Genomic DNA, 15,851 nt, shown 5'->3' on the forward strand with positions numbered 1-15,851 from the left:
TGCGGCAGCTCCTACATAGGTGTTTACAGTTCAGCGGCGAGGCGCGAGCCTTGGTTGATGGCGCGCTTGGCATCCAGTTCTGCGGCGACATCGGCGCCGCCGATCAGATGCACATTCTGCCCCGCCGCGACCAAGCCGTCGTGCAGCTCACGCAGCGGATCCTGGCCGGCGCAAATCACGATGTTGTCCACCGCCAGCAGTTGCGGCTCGCCGGTTTCGCCAATGCGAATATGCAGACCGTCATCATCAATGCCCAGGTATTCAACGCTGTTGAGCATCTGCACCTGCTTGTTCTTCAAACCGGTACGGTGAATCCAGCCCGTGGTTTTACCCAGACCATCGCCAACCTTGGTTTTCTTGCGCTGCAGCAGGAACACCTCCCGGGCCGGCGCATGCGGCGCCGCTTTGATCCCGGCCACGCCACCGCGGGCTTCCAATTTCGTGTCGATGCCCCACTCTTTCCAGAACGCGGCACGATCCTGGCTGGTGGCCACACCTTCGTGAACAAGGAATTCCGACACGTCGAAACCGATACCGCCGGCGCCGATCACCGCCACGCGCTTGCCCACCGGTTTGCGCTCAAGAATGACGTCGATGTAACTCAACACCTTGGCATTCTCGACGCCCGGAATCGCCGGCACACGCGGCGCAATGCCGGTGGCAAGGATGATTTCGTCATAGCCGCCTTCAACCAGTTTCGTCACGTCGACGCGGGTATTCAGGCACACCTCGACATTGGTGGTCTGCAGCTTGCGCTTGAAGTAGCGCAGGGTTTCGAAGAACTCTTCCTTGCCCGGCACGCGCTTGGCGATGTTGAACTGGCCGCCGATTTCACTGGACGAATCAAACAGGGTGACCTGATGGCCACGCTCGGCGGCCACGGTGGCGGCAGACAAACCGGCAGGGCCGGCGCCGACTACGGCAATCTTCTTGATCTGCTGCACCGGCAGATAATTGAGTTCGGTCTCGTGGCAGGCACGCGGGTTGACCAGGCAACTGGTCAGCTTGCCGCCAAAGGTGTGATCGAGGCACGCCTGGTTGCAGCCGATGCAGGTGTTGATCTCGTCTGCGCGCCCTTCAGCAGCCTTGTTGACGAAGTCCGGATCGGCGAGGAACGGCCGCGCCATCGAGACCATGTCGGCGTCGCCTTCAGCGAGAATCTGCTCGGCGATTTCCGGGGTGTTGATACGGTTGGTGGTGATCAACGGAATGTTCACCGATCCGCGCAGCTTGGCCGTGACCTTGCTGAACGCCGCACGCGGCACTTTGGTGGCGATGGTCGGAATGCGCGCTTCGTGCCAGCCGATGCCGGTGTTGATGATGGTCGCGCCGGCTTGCTCAATGGCTTTGGCCAGGGTGACGATCTCATCCCACGTGCTGCCGCCCTCGACCAGGTCGAGCATCGACAGACGGAAAATGATGATGAAGTTCGGGCCTACGGCTTCGCGCACACGGCGAACGATTTCCACCGGCAGACGCATACGGTTTTCGTAGCTGCCACCCCAACGGTCGGTACGGTGGTTGGTGTGCGCGGCGAGGAACTGGTTAATGAAATAACCTTCCGAGCCCATGATTTCGACGCCGTCGTACTCGGCGGTTTGCGCCAGCACCGAGCAAGTGACGAAATCACTGATCTGCTTCTCGATGCCTTCCTCGTCCAGCTCTTTCGGTTTGAACGGGTTGATCGGCGCCTGAATCGCACTCGGTGCCACTTGTTTCGGGCTGTAGGCATAACGGCCGGCGTGGAGAATCTGCATGCAGATCTTGCCGCCCGCGTCGTGCACCGCGCGGGTGACGATGCGGTGCTTGAGCGCTTCCTCTTCTGTGGTCAGCTTGGCCGCACCAGAATAAACGCCGCCCTCGTCGTTCGGACCAATGCCGCCGGTGACCATCAGGCCAACACCGCCGCGCGCACGTTCCGCGAAGTACGCGGCCATGCGTTCAAAGCCGCCCGGTTTTTCTTCCAGGCCGGTGTGCATCGAGCCCATCAGGGTGCGGTTGCGCAGCGTGGTGAATCCCAGGTCCAGCGGGGCCAACAGGTGCGGGTAATGAGCGGCGGTCATCGGTAACTCCACAACGAGCAATCACGGAAAAGTTGCGGGAGCTCTGCGTCCCCCGTCAGTCATGTGGCACAGACTAAGAGTCGCACTGCTGTCACTCAATGACCGTAACTGACAACTTATTGATCCAAATGCGCAGCGCCCCTTGGCAACCGGCGCCATGCGCCCTACCCTAGTCGCCACACACTGTACCCGGCTGTTGTTGGTTTTCATGCGCAAACTTTTGTATCTGACGTTTTCCATGGCCCTCGTGGCCGTCCTTGCTTCCTACGCCATGTGGGCGGCGGACCGCCCGGCGGGACAGTACCTGTCCGACCTGCGCATCAAACTCGCGGTCGATCAGGGCACACCCGCCGACCGTGGCAATCTCTTGGGCATCCAGCCCGAACTCTTCCCCACCGACTATCAAAGCCCGGAGCGCCTGCACCGCAAGCTCGCCGCTTATTTGCAGCAAGCGCAGGATCAAGGTTTGTTGAACGACAAAACCGTGGTCGTGTTGCCCGAGCACGTCGGCACCTGGCTGATGATCAGCGGCGAAAAAGATGAGCTTTATCAGGCGCCGACCCTCGCCGAAGCGATGAACTGGCTGGCCGCGAGCAATCCGCTGCTGTTTGCCCGCGCCTGGCTGAGCGCCAAGGGCAGCAGTCGCCTGGATGATGCGCACCTGCGCATGAAGTCCAAAGACATGGCCAAGGACTACCAGGTGCTGTTCGGTGGCTTGGCCAAGGAATTTCACGTAACGCTGGTGGCCGGCTCCATCGTGCTGCCCGAGCCGAGTATCCGCGATGGCCAGCTCAAGCCGGGTAGCGGCGCACTGTTCAACAGCAGCGTGGTGTTTGGCCGCGACGGCGTGCCGCTCGGACAACCGCAGCGGCAGATGCACCCGATCTTCGATCAGCGCGACGTGATCGAGGCTGAAGACAAGCACGCCATCAACGTGGTCGACACCCCCGCCGGACGCCTTGGCATCCTGATCGGCAGCGACAGCTGGTACCCGGACAATTACCGCAAACTCGACGAGCAAGGCGCGCAACTGATCGCCGTGCCGGCGTTTGTCGTCGGTCATAACGTGTGGGATCAACCGTGGGGCGGCTACAAGGGTTCCAGCACGCCGGGCTCGGTCAGCCTCAAGCCCGGCGAAGTCAGCGAAGGCCAGGCCTGGCATCGTCTGACCTTGACCGCGCAACCGCCGAGCAGCCGGGCGATCGCCGGCATCAGCGTGTTCCTGCGCGGGCAGTTCTGGGACAAGTTGAGTTCAGGGCAAAGTTTCCTCAGCAGCAACGGCCGACAGTTCGCCGATGGCGACGCCCGTGGCGCGCGTTTGCTGAATATCTGGTTGTAAACCATGAAGCCGCTGCCGATGCGCCTTGGGGATTTGTCGGTGGGCTTTGTCCATAGCCTCGCCGATGCGGTGCGCAGCCACGACGCCGACCCTCTGCCGCTGCTGGAGCAATACGGTCTGGATACCGCGCGACTGGCGGAAGCTGGCGCGCGGTTGTCTATTCCGCGCTACATGCGTTTGGGACACGCGGCGATTCAGTTGACCGGCGATCCGGCGTTGGGGCTGCGCATGGGCCAGCTCAGTCGCCTGAGTCAGGCCGGGCTGGCCGGGGTGACCGCCGCGCAAGCCCCGACCGTGCGCGAGGCGGCACGCTGCCTGATCCGTTTCGAACCGTTGTACGGCTCCAACTATCGCGGCCAGTCGAGTTTTCACGAAGACGCGAATGGCGCGTGGCTGCGTTTCTATTCGATCAGCCCATACAACGCCTATAACCGCTTCGTGGTGGATTCGATTATTGCTGGCTGGCTGCATCAGTTGTCGAGCGTCAGCGGCGAATCGCTGCGAGCCGAGCGCATCGACATTGAATTCGACGAACCGGATTACCGCGACGCCTACACCGCACTGGGCGATTGCCCGCTACAGTTCGGCGCCGAGCGCAATCAATTGCGCCTGAGCCTGAGCAGCCTCGCCCAACGCAACCCGCAACATTGCCCAAGCACCTGGCGGCACCTGCTGCAATTGTGTGAACGCGAACTGGAACAACTGACCCGCACTCGCAGCCTGCGCGAACGCATCACGCAGTTGTTGGGGCCATTGTTGAATGGTGGCCGGGAACCCGACCTGGAAGAAGTGGCGGCACGCCTGAAGCTACCCACCTGGACGTTGCGGCGCAAACTGGCCGAGGAAGGCACGCAGTTTCGCGCGATCCTCAATGACACTCGCCGTGACCTGGCGATGACCTACATCCGCGACACGGAACTGGCGTTCGGTGAGATCGCCTACCTGCTGGGTTTTGCCTCAGCCGAAGCATTCCAGCGGGCATTCAAACGCTGGAGCGGCCAGACCCCGGGCGAATTCCGCCGCAGTCACCGCAAAACGGCATAAAGGCAGCTACGAGCCGACAGCCACAAGCGGCAAGCAAGCGCTTACAGCTCGGTAGCGTCTTCCGCAGGCTCCGGCGGATCCAGTTCAAAAGCCTGGTACTCGAGCAGTTCTTCTTGATAGTCGTCCATCGTGTAATCCCCCTGCTGCTCGCTGAAAATGGCCTGATCAATCGACCCGTGCCCCGAGCATAAAGTGCCCGTGTGAAGGAAAAATGAAACGTGGCCTTCATCAATAAAACGTAGCAGACGGTCAGGAATTTATCGCGAGAATTTTGTCAGGGGAATGTCACGAATCCCTCGTAGGAGCTGCGGCACGCTGCGATCTGTTGATCTTGCCTTTAAAAACAACATCAAAAGATCGCAGCGTGCCGCAGCTCCTACAGGGCGATCGGGTTATTGGCCGGAGGGCGGCATCGCCGGGATCGGCTCGGACGGCGGCGGGATGTCCGGATTGGCCGGCGGCGTGATGACCTCGGTCTGGGCTGCCGGCGCGGGTTCTGCGGCGGGTGCCGGGGTGATCGGCGCAGTCTCGGCGGGCGGCACAACGGGCTCAGAACTCACTGGGGCTACTTCAGCCGGGGCCGGAGCCGGTTCGGCCGCCGGAGCGGGTGTCGCTGCGGGGGTTGCTGCTGGCTCGGCCGCAGGTGTCGGCACCAACGCAGCGGGCGCTGGCGCAGGTTTCGGCTCAGGCACACCAAGGTCGGTTTTCGGTTTTTCTTCGATATGCGCCGCTTTCTTCGCATCGGCCGGCAGGAACAGCTCGACCAGGGTGAAGAATCGTTCATAGAACTTCTGCGAGGTCACCGTTTCGCTGGCAACCTTGACCATCGAGTCGTCCGACGAGCCGATCGGCATCGACACCGAGCCCAGCACACCGACACCGAGGCTGGCGGAGTTGTTGGTTTTCTTCAGCGCATAGCGATCCTGCAGGGCGTTGGCGAACATGGTCGCGTGATGCTTGCCGCTGCTGTCTTCGGCACAGACCACATTGAAGCTGATCTCCATGTGCGTATCGCCGGTTTGCTGAAAGCTCTTGTGGCCACTGATCAGCTTCGGATCACTGCTGGTGATGATGTAGCCCTGACTGAGCAAGGCGCGGCGCGCCGCTTCACAACTGGTAGCGTCGGTCACCGGATAGTTGCGCGAGAACGTACCGGAGTCATCGAAGTTCTCATGCTCGTACATCGGCTTGTCTTTCGAACAGCCGGCCACTGCAGCCACCAACAACGCCAACCCGACAACACGCAAGGGAGTGGAAATCAACATTAAACATCCTGAGGGAAAACAGTCCGGGGCGTATTGTGCAACAGATCGCAGCCCCGCGGCGTATGGATTAGTGTCTTGAAACGCTTACAACTCTATCGACCTTCATGGGCGGGAAAAAGTCGCGCGGATAAATGATCGATAAAAACCCGCAATTTTGCCGTGGCATGGCGACTCGATGGCCACAGCAGCCAGAATTGCCCGACGTGCTCGATATCAGCCTCCAACACCCGCTGCAAGCGCCCCTGGGCCACGTCATCGTGTGTCATGAAATCAGGCAGACAGGCAATGCCCATGCCGGCCAGGGCCGCGTGGTTGATCGCCTCGATGGAGGTACTGACCAGCCGCGTCGGCAACATCGGCTCGGCGCTGCCCTCCTCGCGCCGCAGTGGCCAGGGCTCCAGCTTGCCGGTGGCGTGAAAGGTATGCCGCAAACAGGCGTGATCGGCCAGATCGGCGGGACTTTGCGGTGTGCCGCGCTGCTGCAGATAAACCGGGCTGGCCACAAGCACCATATGAAATTCACCCAGTGGCCGCGCCATCAAGCGCGAATCACGCGGCTTGCCGGTGCGAATCACCGCGTCAAAGCCTTCTTCGACCACATCGACCATGCGATCGGTCAAATCCAGATCCAGTTCGATCTGTGGGTAGAGCGTCATGAACTTGTTCATGACCGGCATCACCAGACCGTGCACCTGCGGCAGGCTGATGCGTAACTTGCCGTGAGGCTGCGCGGCGGCATCGCACAGCTCGAACTCCGCCGCCTCGACTTCCGCCAGAATCTTGCGACAGCGCTCAAGAAACAGCGCGCCCTCGCTGGTCAGCGTGATGCTGCGGGTGGTGCGATGGAACAAACGCACACCCAGCCGCGCCTCCAGCCGCGCGATGCTTTTGCCCACGGCCGAAGATGAAACCCCTTGCAGCCTACCGGCCTCGGTAAAGCTGCGCGTCTCGGCGACCTGCACAAACACCGAAATACTGCCCAGGCTATCCATCCCTCACCTCCATTGAAGACATCCGTGTCCGATATGTTCGGAACCTTAACCTGTTTTTCGCCGCTGCGCAGCGCCCTACCCTGTAGCCTTCGTCCCCTTCTGCACATGGATGCCGGCTCATGAACGACGCCCCACTGACCTGTACCGCACTGGATGACTCGCTCCAGACCCGCGAACGTTTACCCCTCGGCGCATTGCTCGCGCTGGCAACCGCCGGATTCATCACAGTGATGACCGAAGCCATGCCGGCCGGCCTGCTGCCGCAAATGAGCGAGGGCTTGAACGTCTCACAAGCATTGATCGGGCAATTGGTCACCCTGTACGCCATCGGCTCGATCCTGGCGGCAATTCCGCTGACGATCGCCACCCGCGGCTGGCGACGCAGGCCTCTGCTACTGACAGCGATCGGCGGCTTCGCGATCGCCAACATCATCACCGCCGTATCAGACCTGTATTGGCTGACCCTGATCGCCCGCCTGATCGCCGGCGTCTTCGCCGGACTGCTCTGGGCGCTGCTGGCAGGCTACGCCAGCCGCATGGTTGCACCGCACCTGCAGGGCCGCGCCATCACAGTGGCGATGCTCGGCGCGCCCCTTGCGCTGTCGCTGGGCATCCCGGCCGGCACGTTGCTCGGCACCGTGGTGGGCTGGCGCCTCAGCTTTGCGATCATGACCGGGCTGACCGTGCTGCTGGTCATCTGGGTACGCTGGCAAGTGCCGGATTTCGCCGGTGAACGCGCCAGCCAACGCCTGCCCTTGCGTCAGGTCTTTACCCTGCCGGGCGTGCGATCCGTGCTGTTCGTTACCCTGTCCTACGTCGTCGCACACAACTTGCTGTACACCTACATCGCGCCGTTTTTGCAACCGTCCGGGCTTGCTTCGAGCGTCGACCGGGTGTTGCTGGTGTTCGGCCTCGCGTCAGTACTGAGCCTGTGGATCGTCGGCAGCCTGATCGACCGCTGGCTACGCGGACTGGTGCTGATCAGTGCAGGGCTGTTCATGCTGGCCTCGATTGCGCTCGGCGTATGGCGTGAGTTGCCCGGCGTGATTTACTTCGCCACCGCTGTCTGGGGACTGGCATTCGGCGCAATGCCATCACTGCTGCAAACCGCTTCTGCGAAAACCGCAAAAGAGGCCGCTGATACCGCGCAATCGATGCTGGTGACATTGTGGAATGTCGGGATAGCCGGCGGTGGCCTGTTGGGTGGCTTACTGCTGGAGAATCCAGGCGTCGGGGCGTTTCCGTGGATCGTCACAGCGCTGTTGGTGCTTAGTCTGTGGGCGACGCTCAGGGCCAAAGTCCATGGATTTCCGAGCGCTGGTTAGGGCGAGGCCTGTTGGGGAATGGTGGGCAGTGAGGACGCTATCGCGAGCAGGCTCACTCCTACAGTTGGATCGGGTACACCAGTAGGAAATGGGTCGGCGCTCAGGCCGCCATCGCTGGCAAGCCAGCTCCCACAGAAGAGCGAAAGCATAATGCGCACCACCCCTGCCCCTCACCACTCAACACGATGAGCGCAAGCTCGGGTGCAGCTTTTGATCTGAAGGCCCGTCGGCAGGCTCCCACAGAAGAGCGAAAGCAGAATGCGCACAGCCCCTGCCCCTCACCACTCAACACGATGAGCGCAAGCTCGGGTGCAGCTTTTGATCTGAAGGCCCGTCGGCAGGCTGAGTGGAGGGATTGATCCGGGGGTGGGAGCGCAGCGACCGTTCGACGAAGTCGAACACATCGAGAGGAGGTGCAGCGAAGCAAACCGTAGGCGATGCCCCCCCGGATCGATCCCGGAGCGAAGGAACCCCGAGCCCCAGCGAGCGGGCCGAACGTCAGGGCATAGACCTTTGGTTACTTTGGGGCGTTTGCCAAAGTGACCCGCCGTAAGGGCGGAACCCTAAGCAGCCATAACCGCAGCAACGGATATACCCCCCAATCCAAACCCCAAAAAAAACCCCGACTCACGAGCCGGGGCTTTTTATCTGAACACTCACTCAGCGATCAATACCGCTTGATCTCTGCCTGAGCTTCCAACTGCTTGCGGAACGCCGCGAAGTCCTGCTGACCTTCACGCGAAGCCAGGAAGCGACGGTACTGAACCTTCTCTTCCTCAGTCGGTGCAGCCGCTTCGTTAACGCCGTTCAAACGCACAATCATCAAACTACCGTCTGGCAGCGTGACGTTGCTGAACGTCGGTTTGTCCTTGGCAGCCGGTTTCGGCATGCGGAACAGCGCTTGCAGCACCGCCGGATCAACACCTTCCTGAGCACGGGTGGCCGCTGCGGTGGTTTTCCAGGTCTGACCTTCAATCGCCTTGTCCAGCGGCGCCTTGCCATCGCGCAAATCAGCAATCAGCTTCTCGGCTTTGGTCTTGGCTGCAGCGCTGGCGTGCTCTTTGGTCAACTGGGTGCGAATGGCCGCACTCACGCTTTCCAGAGGCAGTTGCGCAGGCTTCAGGTGTTCCTTGGCGCGCAGCACGATCACGGTATCCGGATCCAGCTCGATGGCGGTGCTGTTGGCACCCTCATCAATCACTTCAGTGCTGAATGCAGCAGTGACTACAGCGCGGTTGGCAGCAACACCTTCGCCACCTTCACGGCCGAACGGCTTGGAAGTGTGCACGGTCAGCTTCAGATCCGCCGCTGGCTGGGCCAGGTCGGACGATTCGAACGCGGAGTCTTCCAGTTGCTTGGTCGCCTCGACGAAGCGCTGCTCGACCTGTGCCGCTTTCAGATCGCGGGTCAGTTTGTCTTTCAGGCTGGCCAGGGTCGGCACTTCAGGGGCTTCAACACCCAGCAGCTTGATCAGGTGGAAACCGAAATCGGTACGCACCGGCTCCGATACCTGGTCTTTGTTCAGCGAGTACAGGGCTTTCTCAAAGGCCGGGTCGTAAACGCCAGGACCGGCATAACCGAGGTCACCGCCATTGTTGGCCGAACCCGGGTCCTGCGAGAACTCTTTGGCCAGCGCTTCGAATTTCTCGCCCTTGGCCAGACGCGCCTGGACGTCTTCGATCTTCGCCTTGGCCTGAGCTTCGGTGGTCTTGTCGTTCACTTCGATCAGAATGTGCGCCGCACGACGCTGTTCCGACAGGTTGGCGATCTCTTTCTGATACGCCGCCTGCAGGTCTTCGTCCTTGACGGTGACCTGATCGAAGAACGAAGCCTTCTTCAGCTCCAGATAATCGATGACCACTTGATCAGGGGTCATGAATTCCTTGGCGTGTTCGTCGTAGTAAGCCTTGACCTCATCATCGGTCAGCTTGACCGCAGCCGGATCGGCCTTGATGTTGAGGGTGGCGAAATCGCGGGTCTGCTTCTCCAGACGGGCGAATGCCAGGACTTCGGCGTCAGTGACGAAACCGCTGCCACCGATACCGGCACGCAGTTGGCCGATCAGCATTTCCTGAGCCAGCATCTGGCGGAATTGCATACGGCTGTAGCCCAGCGAACGGATGACCTGATCGAAACGCTCGGAACTGAACTTGCCGTCCACCTGGAATTCAGGCGTCTGCAGGATCACTTGATCCAGTGCGCCTTCAGAGAAGGCGAATTTCGATTGTTCCGCGCCTTGCAGCAGCAGCTTGCGATCGATCAAACCCTTGAGGGCCGATTCGCGGAGCATTTTTTCATCGAGCAATGAGGCGTCGAAGTCTTTGCCCAGCTGTTGCATCAGCTGGCGGCGTTGCATATCAACGGCCTGGCTCAGCTCGTTCTGGCTGATTTCTTCACCATTGACCTTGGCCACCTCATTCTTGTGAGTGGCGGCCTGGAAAATGGCGTCGAAACCGGTCAAAGCCATCAACAAAATGATGGCCCCGATAATGGTCTTGGCAATCCAGCCTTGTGAATTGTCCCTGATATTCTGCAGCATGCGTCCCCCAGAAACGGTTGAACTTCAAAATTTGGCAACCGTGGAGCGTGGGTAGAATCCGGATAGAAGAAAGGCGCATCCGAGGATGCGCCTTCTCGTAACTGGCGGAGCGGACAGGGCTCGAACCCTCGATCCCGGCGTTACAGGCGCCTGTTTCAGCGACCTGCTCTACCGCTCCGCTGCCAAGTCAGGGATAACCCCGACCCGGATGGGTAAAAACTTGTAACGAACTTAGTTAACCGCTTCTTTCAGTGCTTTACCGGCTTTGAAACCTGGTTTTTTAGCAGCAGCGATTTGCAGCGTCTTGCCGGTCTGTGGGTTACGACCAACGCGAGCTGGACGATCAGTCACGGAGAAAGTACCGAAACCAACCAGAACAACGGAGTCGCCAGCCTTGAGAGCGCCAGTGACGGATTCGATTACAGCGTCCAGCGCACGGCCAGCAGCAGCTTTCGGGATATCAGCGGATGCAGCGATAGCATCAATCAGTTCCGACTTGTTCACTCTAAGTCCCCTTATATCTATTTTGAGATGATTCTAAGTTTTTTGGTGAAAGCAAAAACGAGTGCTGAATGGCCTACAGACACTTAAGAGCCGCTTTATAACAAGGGCTCTAAAAAGCTGTCAAGGAAGCCACCCAGGCAAAAGCATACTAATGCGTGCTAATTCTTTCCTTAGCATCAGACTCACGTTTTTCATCCTTGGCAACTATCTCCGGAGCCACATCCGGCAAGGGCTCCGGCGCGTATTGCAGCGCAATTTGCAGGACCTCGTCAATCCATTTAACCGGTTTAATCTGCAGATCCTGCTTGATGTTGTCCGGAATCTCCTTGAGATCACGCACGTTCTCTTCAGGAATAATCACAATCTTGATTCCGCCACGGTGTGCCGCGAGCAGTTTTTCCTTCAGACCACCAATCGCCAGCACTTGACCACGCAAAGTGATTTCACCGGTCATGGCAACATCGGCGCGCACTGGAATGCCGGTCAATGCCGACACCAGGGCCGTGCACATGCCGACACCAGCGCTAGGGCCGTCTTTCGGCGTCGCCCCTTCCGGCATGTGAATGTGCGTGTCGCGCTTCTCGTGGAAGTCCACCGGAATGCCCAGGCTTTTCGCGCGGCTGCGCACCACGGTCAAGGCTGCAGTGATCGATTCGACCATTACATCACCCAGCGAGCCGGTTTTGATCAGTTGACCTTTACCCGGCACGACAGCGGCTTCGATGGTCAGCAATTCACCGCCGACCTGAGTCCAGGCGAGGCCTGTGACCTGACCGATCTGATCTTGCTGTTCAGCCAGACCGTAGCGGAATTTACGCACGCCGAGGAAATGTTCCAGCGCATCAGCTGTCACTTTCACCGAGAAGCGTTTTTCCAGCGCGTGTTCTTTCACAGCCTTGCGGCAGACCTTGGCGATCTGACGTTCAAGACCACGCACACCGGCTTCACGGGTGTAATAACGGATGATGTCGCGGATCGCTTCTGCGTCGAATTCCAGCTCGCCTTTCTTCAGGCCGTTGGCGGCGATCTGTTTTGGCGAGAGGTATTTGACGGCGATGTTGATCTTTTCGTCTTCGGTATAGCCCGGCAGACGGATCACTTCCATCCGGTCGAGCAGCGCCGGCGGAATGTTCATCGAGTTCGAGGTGCACAGGAACATCACATCCGACAGGTCGTAATCGACTTCCAGATAGTGATCGTTGAAGTTGTGGTTTTGCTCTGGATCGAGCACTTCCAGCAACGCCGAGGCCGGATCGCCACGCATGTCGCTGCCCATTTTGTCGATTTCATCGAGCAGGAACAGCGGGTTGCGCACGCCGACCTTTGTCATCTTTTGAATCAATCTTCCCGGCATCGAACCGATGTAAGTCCGGCGGTGACCACGAATTTCCGCTTCATCACGCACGCCACCGAGGGCCATGCGCACGAATTTACGGTTGGTGGCGTGAGCGATCGACTCGGCCAGCGAGGTTTTACCCACGCCCGGAGGACCGACCAGGCACAACACCGGGCCACGGATTTTCTTCACGCGCTTTTGCACGGCGAGGTATTCAAGGATGCGCTCCTTGACCTCTTCGAGGCCGTAGTGATCGGCGTCGAGAATGTCTTCAGCCCGCGCCAGGTCCAGGCGCACCTTGCTCTGGGCCTTCCACGGCACTTGCACCAGCCAGTCGATGTAGGAGCGCACCACGGTGGCTTCTGCGGACATCGGCGACATTTGCTTGAGCTTGTTCAGCTCGGCCGTGGCTTTGGCCAGTGCGTCTTTTGGCAGACCGGCAGCGTCGATGCGCTTTTTCAGGTCTTCGATCTCGTTGTGGCCTTCGTCGCTGTCGCCGAGTTCTTTCTGAATGGCCTTCATCTGCTCATTCAGGTAGTACTCGCGCTGACTGCGCTCCATTTGCTTTTTGACGCGGCCGCGAATGCGCTTTTCGACTTGCAGCAGATCAATCTCGGCATCCAGCAGCGCCAGGACGTGCTCGACCCGGGCTGACAGATCGATGATTTCGAGAATTTCCTGCTTCTGTTCGATTTTCAGCGCCATGTGCGCCGCCATGGTGTCGACCAGGCGACCCGGCTCATCGATGCTGTTGAGCGACGACAGAACCTCAGCCGGGACTTTCTTGCCCAACTGTACATATTGTTCGAACTGCGACAGCAGCGTGCGCACGAACACTTCGGATTCGCGCTCGGCAGCGTCGACTTCTTCAATCAGCGAGACTTCGGCGCGGCAGTGGCCGTCGACTTCGCTGAAACGCTCAACGGTACCGCGCTGCTCACCTTCGACCAGCACCTTGACGGTGCCGTCAGGCAGCTTGAGCAGTTGCAGAACGGTAGCGATAGTACCTACGCGATAGAGAGCGTCTTCACCGGGATCGTCGTCAGCCGGGTTTCTCTGGGCCAGCAGAAGGATCTGCTTGTCGCCCGTCATCGCAGCCTCGAGGGCTTCGATGGATTTCTCGCGCCCCACGAACAGCGGGATAACCATGTGCGGATAAACCACGACATCACGCAATGGCAGGAGAGGCAATTCGATGGTGGTCTTCATGATTTCGCCTCTACGGCGGCCATATGGCCGTAATCAGATGGAATTGAGCTTGGAACCAAGATGGGGGCAGCTCTGGAAAAAAACAAGCGCAAAGCGGATGTAAAAAACGACATAAAAAAAAAGAGGCCCGAAGGCCCCTTCTTTATTCCAGCAGACTGGACACTTACGCGTCCGGCGCTGCCTTGGCCGTCGGCTCACTGTTTTCGTAGATATACAGTGGCTTGGACTTGCCTTCGATCACGCTTTCATCGATCACGACTTTGCTCACCTCGGACTGCGAGGGGATTTCATACATCGTGTCGAGCAATACACCTTCAAGAATCGAGCGCAGGCCGCGGGCACCGGTTTTACGTTCCAGGGCACGCTTGGCGACCGATTTGAGAGCGTCGGTGCGGAACTCCAGATCCACGCCTTCCATCTCGAACAGCTTGGCATACTGCTTGGTCAGAGCATTTTTCGGCTCGGTGAGGATCTGCATCAACGCAGCCTCGTCGAGCTCGTCCAGCGTCGCGAGGACTGGCAGACGACCGACGAATTCCGGGATCAGACCGAACTTGACCAGATCGTCAGGCTCGACTTCACGCAGGGATTCACCGACTTTCTTGCCCTCTTCCTTGCTGCGCACTTCGGCGTTGAAACCGATGCCGCCCTTGGTGGAACGGTTTTGAATAACCTTTTCCAGACCAGAGAACGCACCACCGCAGATGAACAGGATGTTACGGGTGTCGACCTGCAGGAATTCCTGCTGCGGATGCTTGCGGCCACCTTGCGGCGGAACCGAAGCGACCGTGCCTTCGATCAACTTGAGCAAGGCCTGCTGCACGCCTTCACCGGAAACGTCCCGGGTGATCGACGGGTTGTCGGACTTGCGCGAAATCTTGTCGATTTCATCGATGTAGACAATACCCATCTGGGCTTTCTCTACGTCGTAATCGCACTTCTGCAGCAGCTTCTGAATGATGTTCTCGACGTCTTCACCCACGTAACCCGCCTCGGTGAGGGTGGTTGCGTCAGCGATGGTGAACGGAACGTTCAGCAAGCGGGCCAGTGTTTCGGCCAGCAGGGTTTTACCGGAGCCTGTCGGGCCGATCAGCAGGATGTTGCTCTTGCCGAGTTCGACGTCGTCAGCCTTTTTGTCACGCTGGTTCAGACGCTTGTAGTGGTTGTACACCGCTACGGCCAGAACCTTCTTCGCACGCTCCTGACCAATGACGTACTGGTCAAGGATGCCGCTGATTTCTTTAGGCGAAGGCAATTTATGCGCGCTGCTTTCGGCCTGGGCTTCCTGCACCTCCTCGCGGATGATGTCGTTGCACAGGTCGACGCACTCGTCGCAGATAAAGACCGAGGGGCCGGCAATCAATTTGCGCACTTCATGCTGGCTTTTGCCACAGAAGGAGCAATAGAGCAGCTTGCCGTTGTCCTCGCCGTTGCGGGTGTCAGTCATTCGTTCGATCCAAATCCGATAGGCTTGCAACACAAGATGAAGGCTATTGCGGGCTTTTTCAAGCCCGCTGGCGAACAGACTCGCCGACCAAGCCTATTTTGAGCTGCTTATTTTAAGCGGGGCGCTGGTTGATCACTTCATCGATCAAGCCGTATTCCTTCGCAGCTTCTGCACTCATGAAGTTGTCGCGATTGGTATCGCGCTCGATTTCTTCAAGGGTGCGGCCGCTGTGCTTGGCCATCAGCGTGTTCAGACGCTCGCGAATGAAGAGGATTTCCTTGGCGTGGATTTCGATATCCGACGCCTGGCCCTGGAAACCGCCCAGTGGCTGGTGAATCATCACACGCGAGTTCGGCAGGCAGAAACGTTTGCCTGGAGCGCCTGCGGTCAGCAGGAACGCGCCCATGCTGCAGGCCTGACCGATGCAAGTGGTGGATACGTTGGGTTTGATGAACTGCATGGTGTCGTAGATCGACATGCCTGCTGTCACCGAACCGCCCGGGGAGTTGATATAAAGATGGATGTCCTTGTCCGGGTTTTCCGCTTCAAGGAACAGCAGTTGCGCACAGATCAGGTTGGCCATGTAGTCCTCTACCGGACCAACCAGAAAGATCACTCGCTCCTTGAGCAGGCGCGAATAGATGTCATAGGCGCGTTCGCCACGAGCAGATTGCTCGACAACCATCGGGACCAGGCCGCCTGCGGCCTGGATATCAGAGTTCTGCTGAATATACGAATTACGGAACATGCTCTGCAGTCACTCCCAAATAGTTATGTCTTGAATACGC

At 59.2% G+C, this 15,851-nt stretch carries 11 protein-coding genes; 3 read left to right on the forward strand and 8 right to left on the reverse strand.

From position 1 onward, the window contains the following. Window positions 1-23: 23 nt before the first annotated feature. Window positions 24-2,063, reverse strand: a complete 2,040-nt coding sequence (locus PMI37_RS02440; RefSeq protein ID WP_008077696.1) for an NADPH-dependent 2,4-dienoyl-CoA reductase — start codon at window positions 2,061-2,063, stop codon at window positions 24-26. 208 nt (window positions 2,064-2,271) lie between these two features. On the opposite strand from PMI37_RS02440, the gene PMI37_RS02445 reads away from it, so the two are divergent. Both PMI37_RS02445 and PMI37_RS02450 read left to right on the forward strand, forming a co-directional pair. Further along, window positions 2,272-3,402 (forward strand): carbon-nitrogen hydrolase family protein, encoded by a 1,131-nt coding sequence (locus tag PMI37_RS02445; RefSeq protein WP_045122943.1) that lies wholly within the window; start codon window positions 2,272-2,274, stop codon window positions 3,400-3,402. A 3-nt stretch (window positions 3,403-3,405) separates the two neighbouring features. After that, window positions 3,406-4,446 (forward strand): AraC family transcriptional regulator, encoded by a 1,041-nt coding sequence (locus PMI37_RS02450; protein WP_008077698.1) that lies wholly within the window; start codon window positions 3,406-3,408, stop codon window positions 4,444-4,446. 392 nt (window positions 4,447-4,838) lie between these two features. Here PMI37_RS02450 and PMI37_RS02455 read toward each other — a convergent pair whose 3' ends face one another. Next, window positions 4,839-5,711, reverse strand: coding sequence for a DUF2242 domain-containing protein (locus PMI37_RS02455; RefSeq protein WP_008077700.1), 873 nt, complete (start codon window positions 5,709-5,711; stop codon window positions 4,839-4,841). Between the two features lie 92 nt (window positions 5,712-5,803). Further along, a complete protein-coding gene (locus PMI37_RS02460; protein ID WP_008077702.1) occupies window positions 5,804-6,703 on the reverse strand; it encodes a LysR family transcriptional regulator in 900 nt (299 codons plus the stop codon). 119 nt (window positions 6,704-6,822) lie between these two features. Between PMI37_RS02460 and PMI37_RS02465 the strand changes: the two genes are divergently transcribed. After that, complete coding sequence (locus PMI37_RS02465; protein ID WP_008077704.1) at window positions 6,823-8,028, forward strand: MFS transporter; 1,206 nt, start codon at window positions 6,823-6,825, stop codon at window positions 8,026-8,028. A gap of 667 nt (window positions 8,029-8,695) precedes the next feature. Here PMI37_RS02465 and PMI37_RS02470 read toward each other — a convergent pair. From PMI37_RS02470 to clpP, 5 genes are all read right to left on the reverse strand, one after another. Continuing rightward, window positions 8,696-10,567: a SurA N-terminal domain-containing protein gene (locus PMI37_RS02470; RefSeq protein ID WP_008077712.1), complete on the reverse strand. Its 1,872-nt coding sequence runs from the start codon at window positions 10,565-10,567 to the stop codon at window positions 8,696-8,698. A 231-nt stretch (window positions 10,568-10,798) separates the two neighbouring features. Further along, on the reverse strand, window positions 10,799-11,071 hold the full coding sequence (locus tag PMI37_RS02475) for an HU family DNA-binding protein (RefSeq protein ID WP_008077714.1): 273 nt from the start codon (window positions 11,069-11,071) through the stop codon (window positions 10,799-10,801). Window positions 11,072-11,219: 148 nt separating this feature from the next. After that, the gene (gene lon / locus PMI37_RS02480; protein ID WP_008077715.1) at window positions 11,220-13,616 is read right to left on the reverse strand and encodes an endopeptidase La; all 2,397 of its coding nucleotides are present in this window, start codon (window positions 13,614-13,616) and stop codon (window positions 11,220-11,222) included. 163 nt (window positions 13,617-13,779) lie between these two features. Continuing rightward, complete coding sequence (clpX, locus tag PMI37_RS02485) at window positions 13,780-15,063, reverse strand: ATP-dependent Clp protease ATP-binding subunit ClpX (RefSeq protein ID WP_003223632.1); 1,284 nt, start codon at window positions 15,061-15,063, stop codon at window positions 13,780-13,782. A gap of 112 nt (window positions 15,064-15,175) precedes the next feature. Next, window positions 15,176-15,811, reverse strand: a complete 636-nt coding sequence (gene clpP, locus PMI37_RS02490) for an ATP-dependent Clp endopeptidase proteolytic subunit ClpP (protein WP_007951559.1) — start codon at window positions 15,809-15,811, stop codon at window positions 15,176-15,178. Window positions 15,812-15,851: the final 40 nt, after the last annotated feature.

It is taken from the genome of Pseudomonas sp. GM80, from assembly GCF_000282515.1.
Lineage (GTDB): Bacteria > Pseudomonadota > Gammaproteobacteria > Pseudomonadales > Pseudomonadaceae > Aquipseudomonas.

Bases quoted from the DNA above. Each gene is read 5' to 3' on its own strand.
- PMI37_RS02440 (WP_008077696.1), bottom strand. From the start codon at position 2,063: ATGACCGCCGCTCATTACCCGCACCTGTTGGCCCCGCTGGACCTGGGA.
- PMI37_RS02445 (WP_045122943.1), top strand. From the start codon at position 2,272: ATGCGCAAACTTTTGTATCTGACGTTTTCCATGGCCCTCGTGGCCGTC.
- PMI37_RS02450 (WP_008077698.1), top strand. From the start codon at position 3,406: ATGAAGCCGCTGCCGATGCGCCTTGGGGATTTGTCGGTGGGCTTTGTC.
- PMI37_RS02455 (WP_008077700.1), bottom strand. From the start codon at position 5,711: ATGTTGATTTCCACTCCCTTGCGTGTTGTCGGGTTGGCGTTGTTGGTG.
- PMI37_RS02460 (WP_008077702.1), bottom strand. From the start codon at position 6,703: ATGGATAGCCTGGGCAGTATTTCGGTGTTTGTGCAGGTCGCCGAGACG.
- PMI37_RS02465 (WP_008077704.1), top strand. From the start codon at position 6,823: ATGAACGACGCCCCACTGACCTGTACCGCACTGGATGACTCGCTCCAG.
- PMI37_RS02470 (WP_008077712.1), bottom strand. From the start codon at position 10,567: ATGCTGCAGAATATCAGGGACAATTCACAAGGCTGGATTGCCAAGACC.
- lon (WP_008077715.1), bottom strand. From the start codon at position 13,616: ATGAAGACCACCATCGAATTGCCTCTCCTGCCATTGCGTGATGTCGTG.
- clpX (WP_003223632.1), bottom strand. From the start codon at position 15,063: ATGACTGACACCCGCAACGGCGAGGACAACGGCAAGCTGCTCTATTGC.
- clpP (WP_007951559.1), bottom strand. From the start codon at position 15,811: ATGTTCCGTAATTCGTATATTCAGCAGAACTCTGATATCCAGGCCGCA.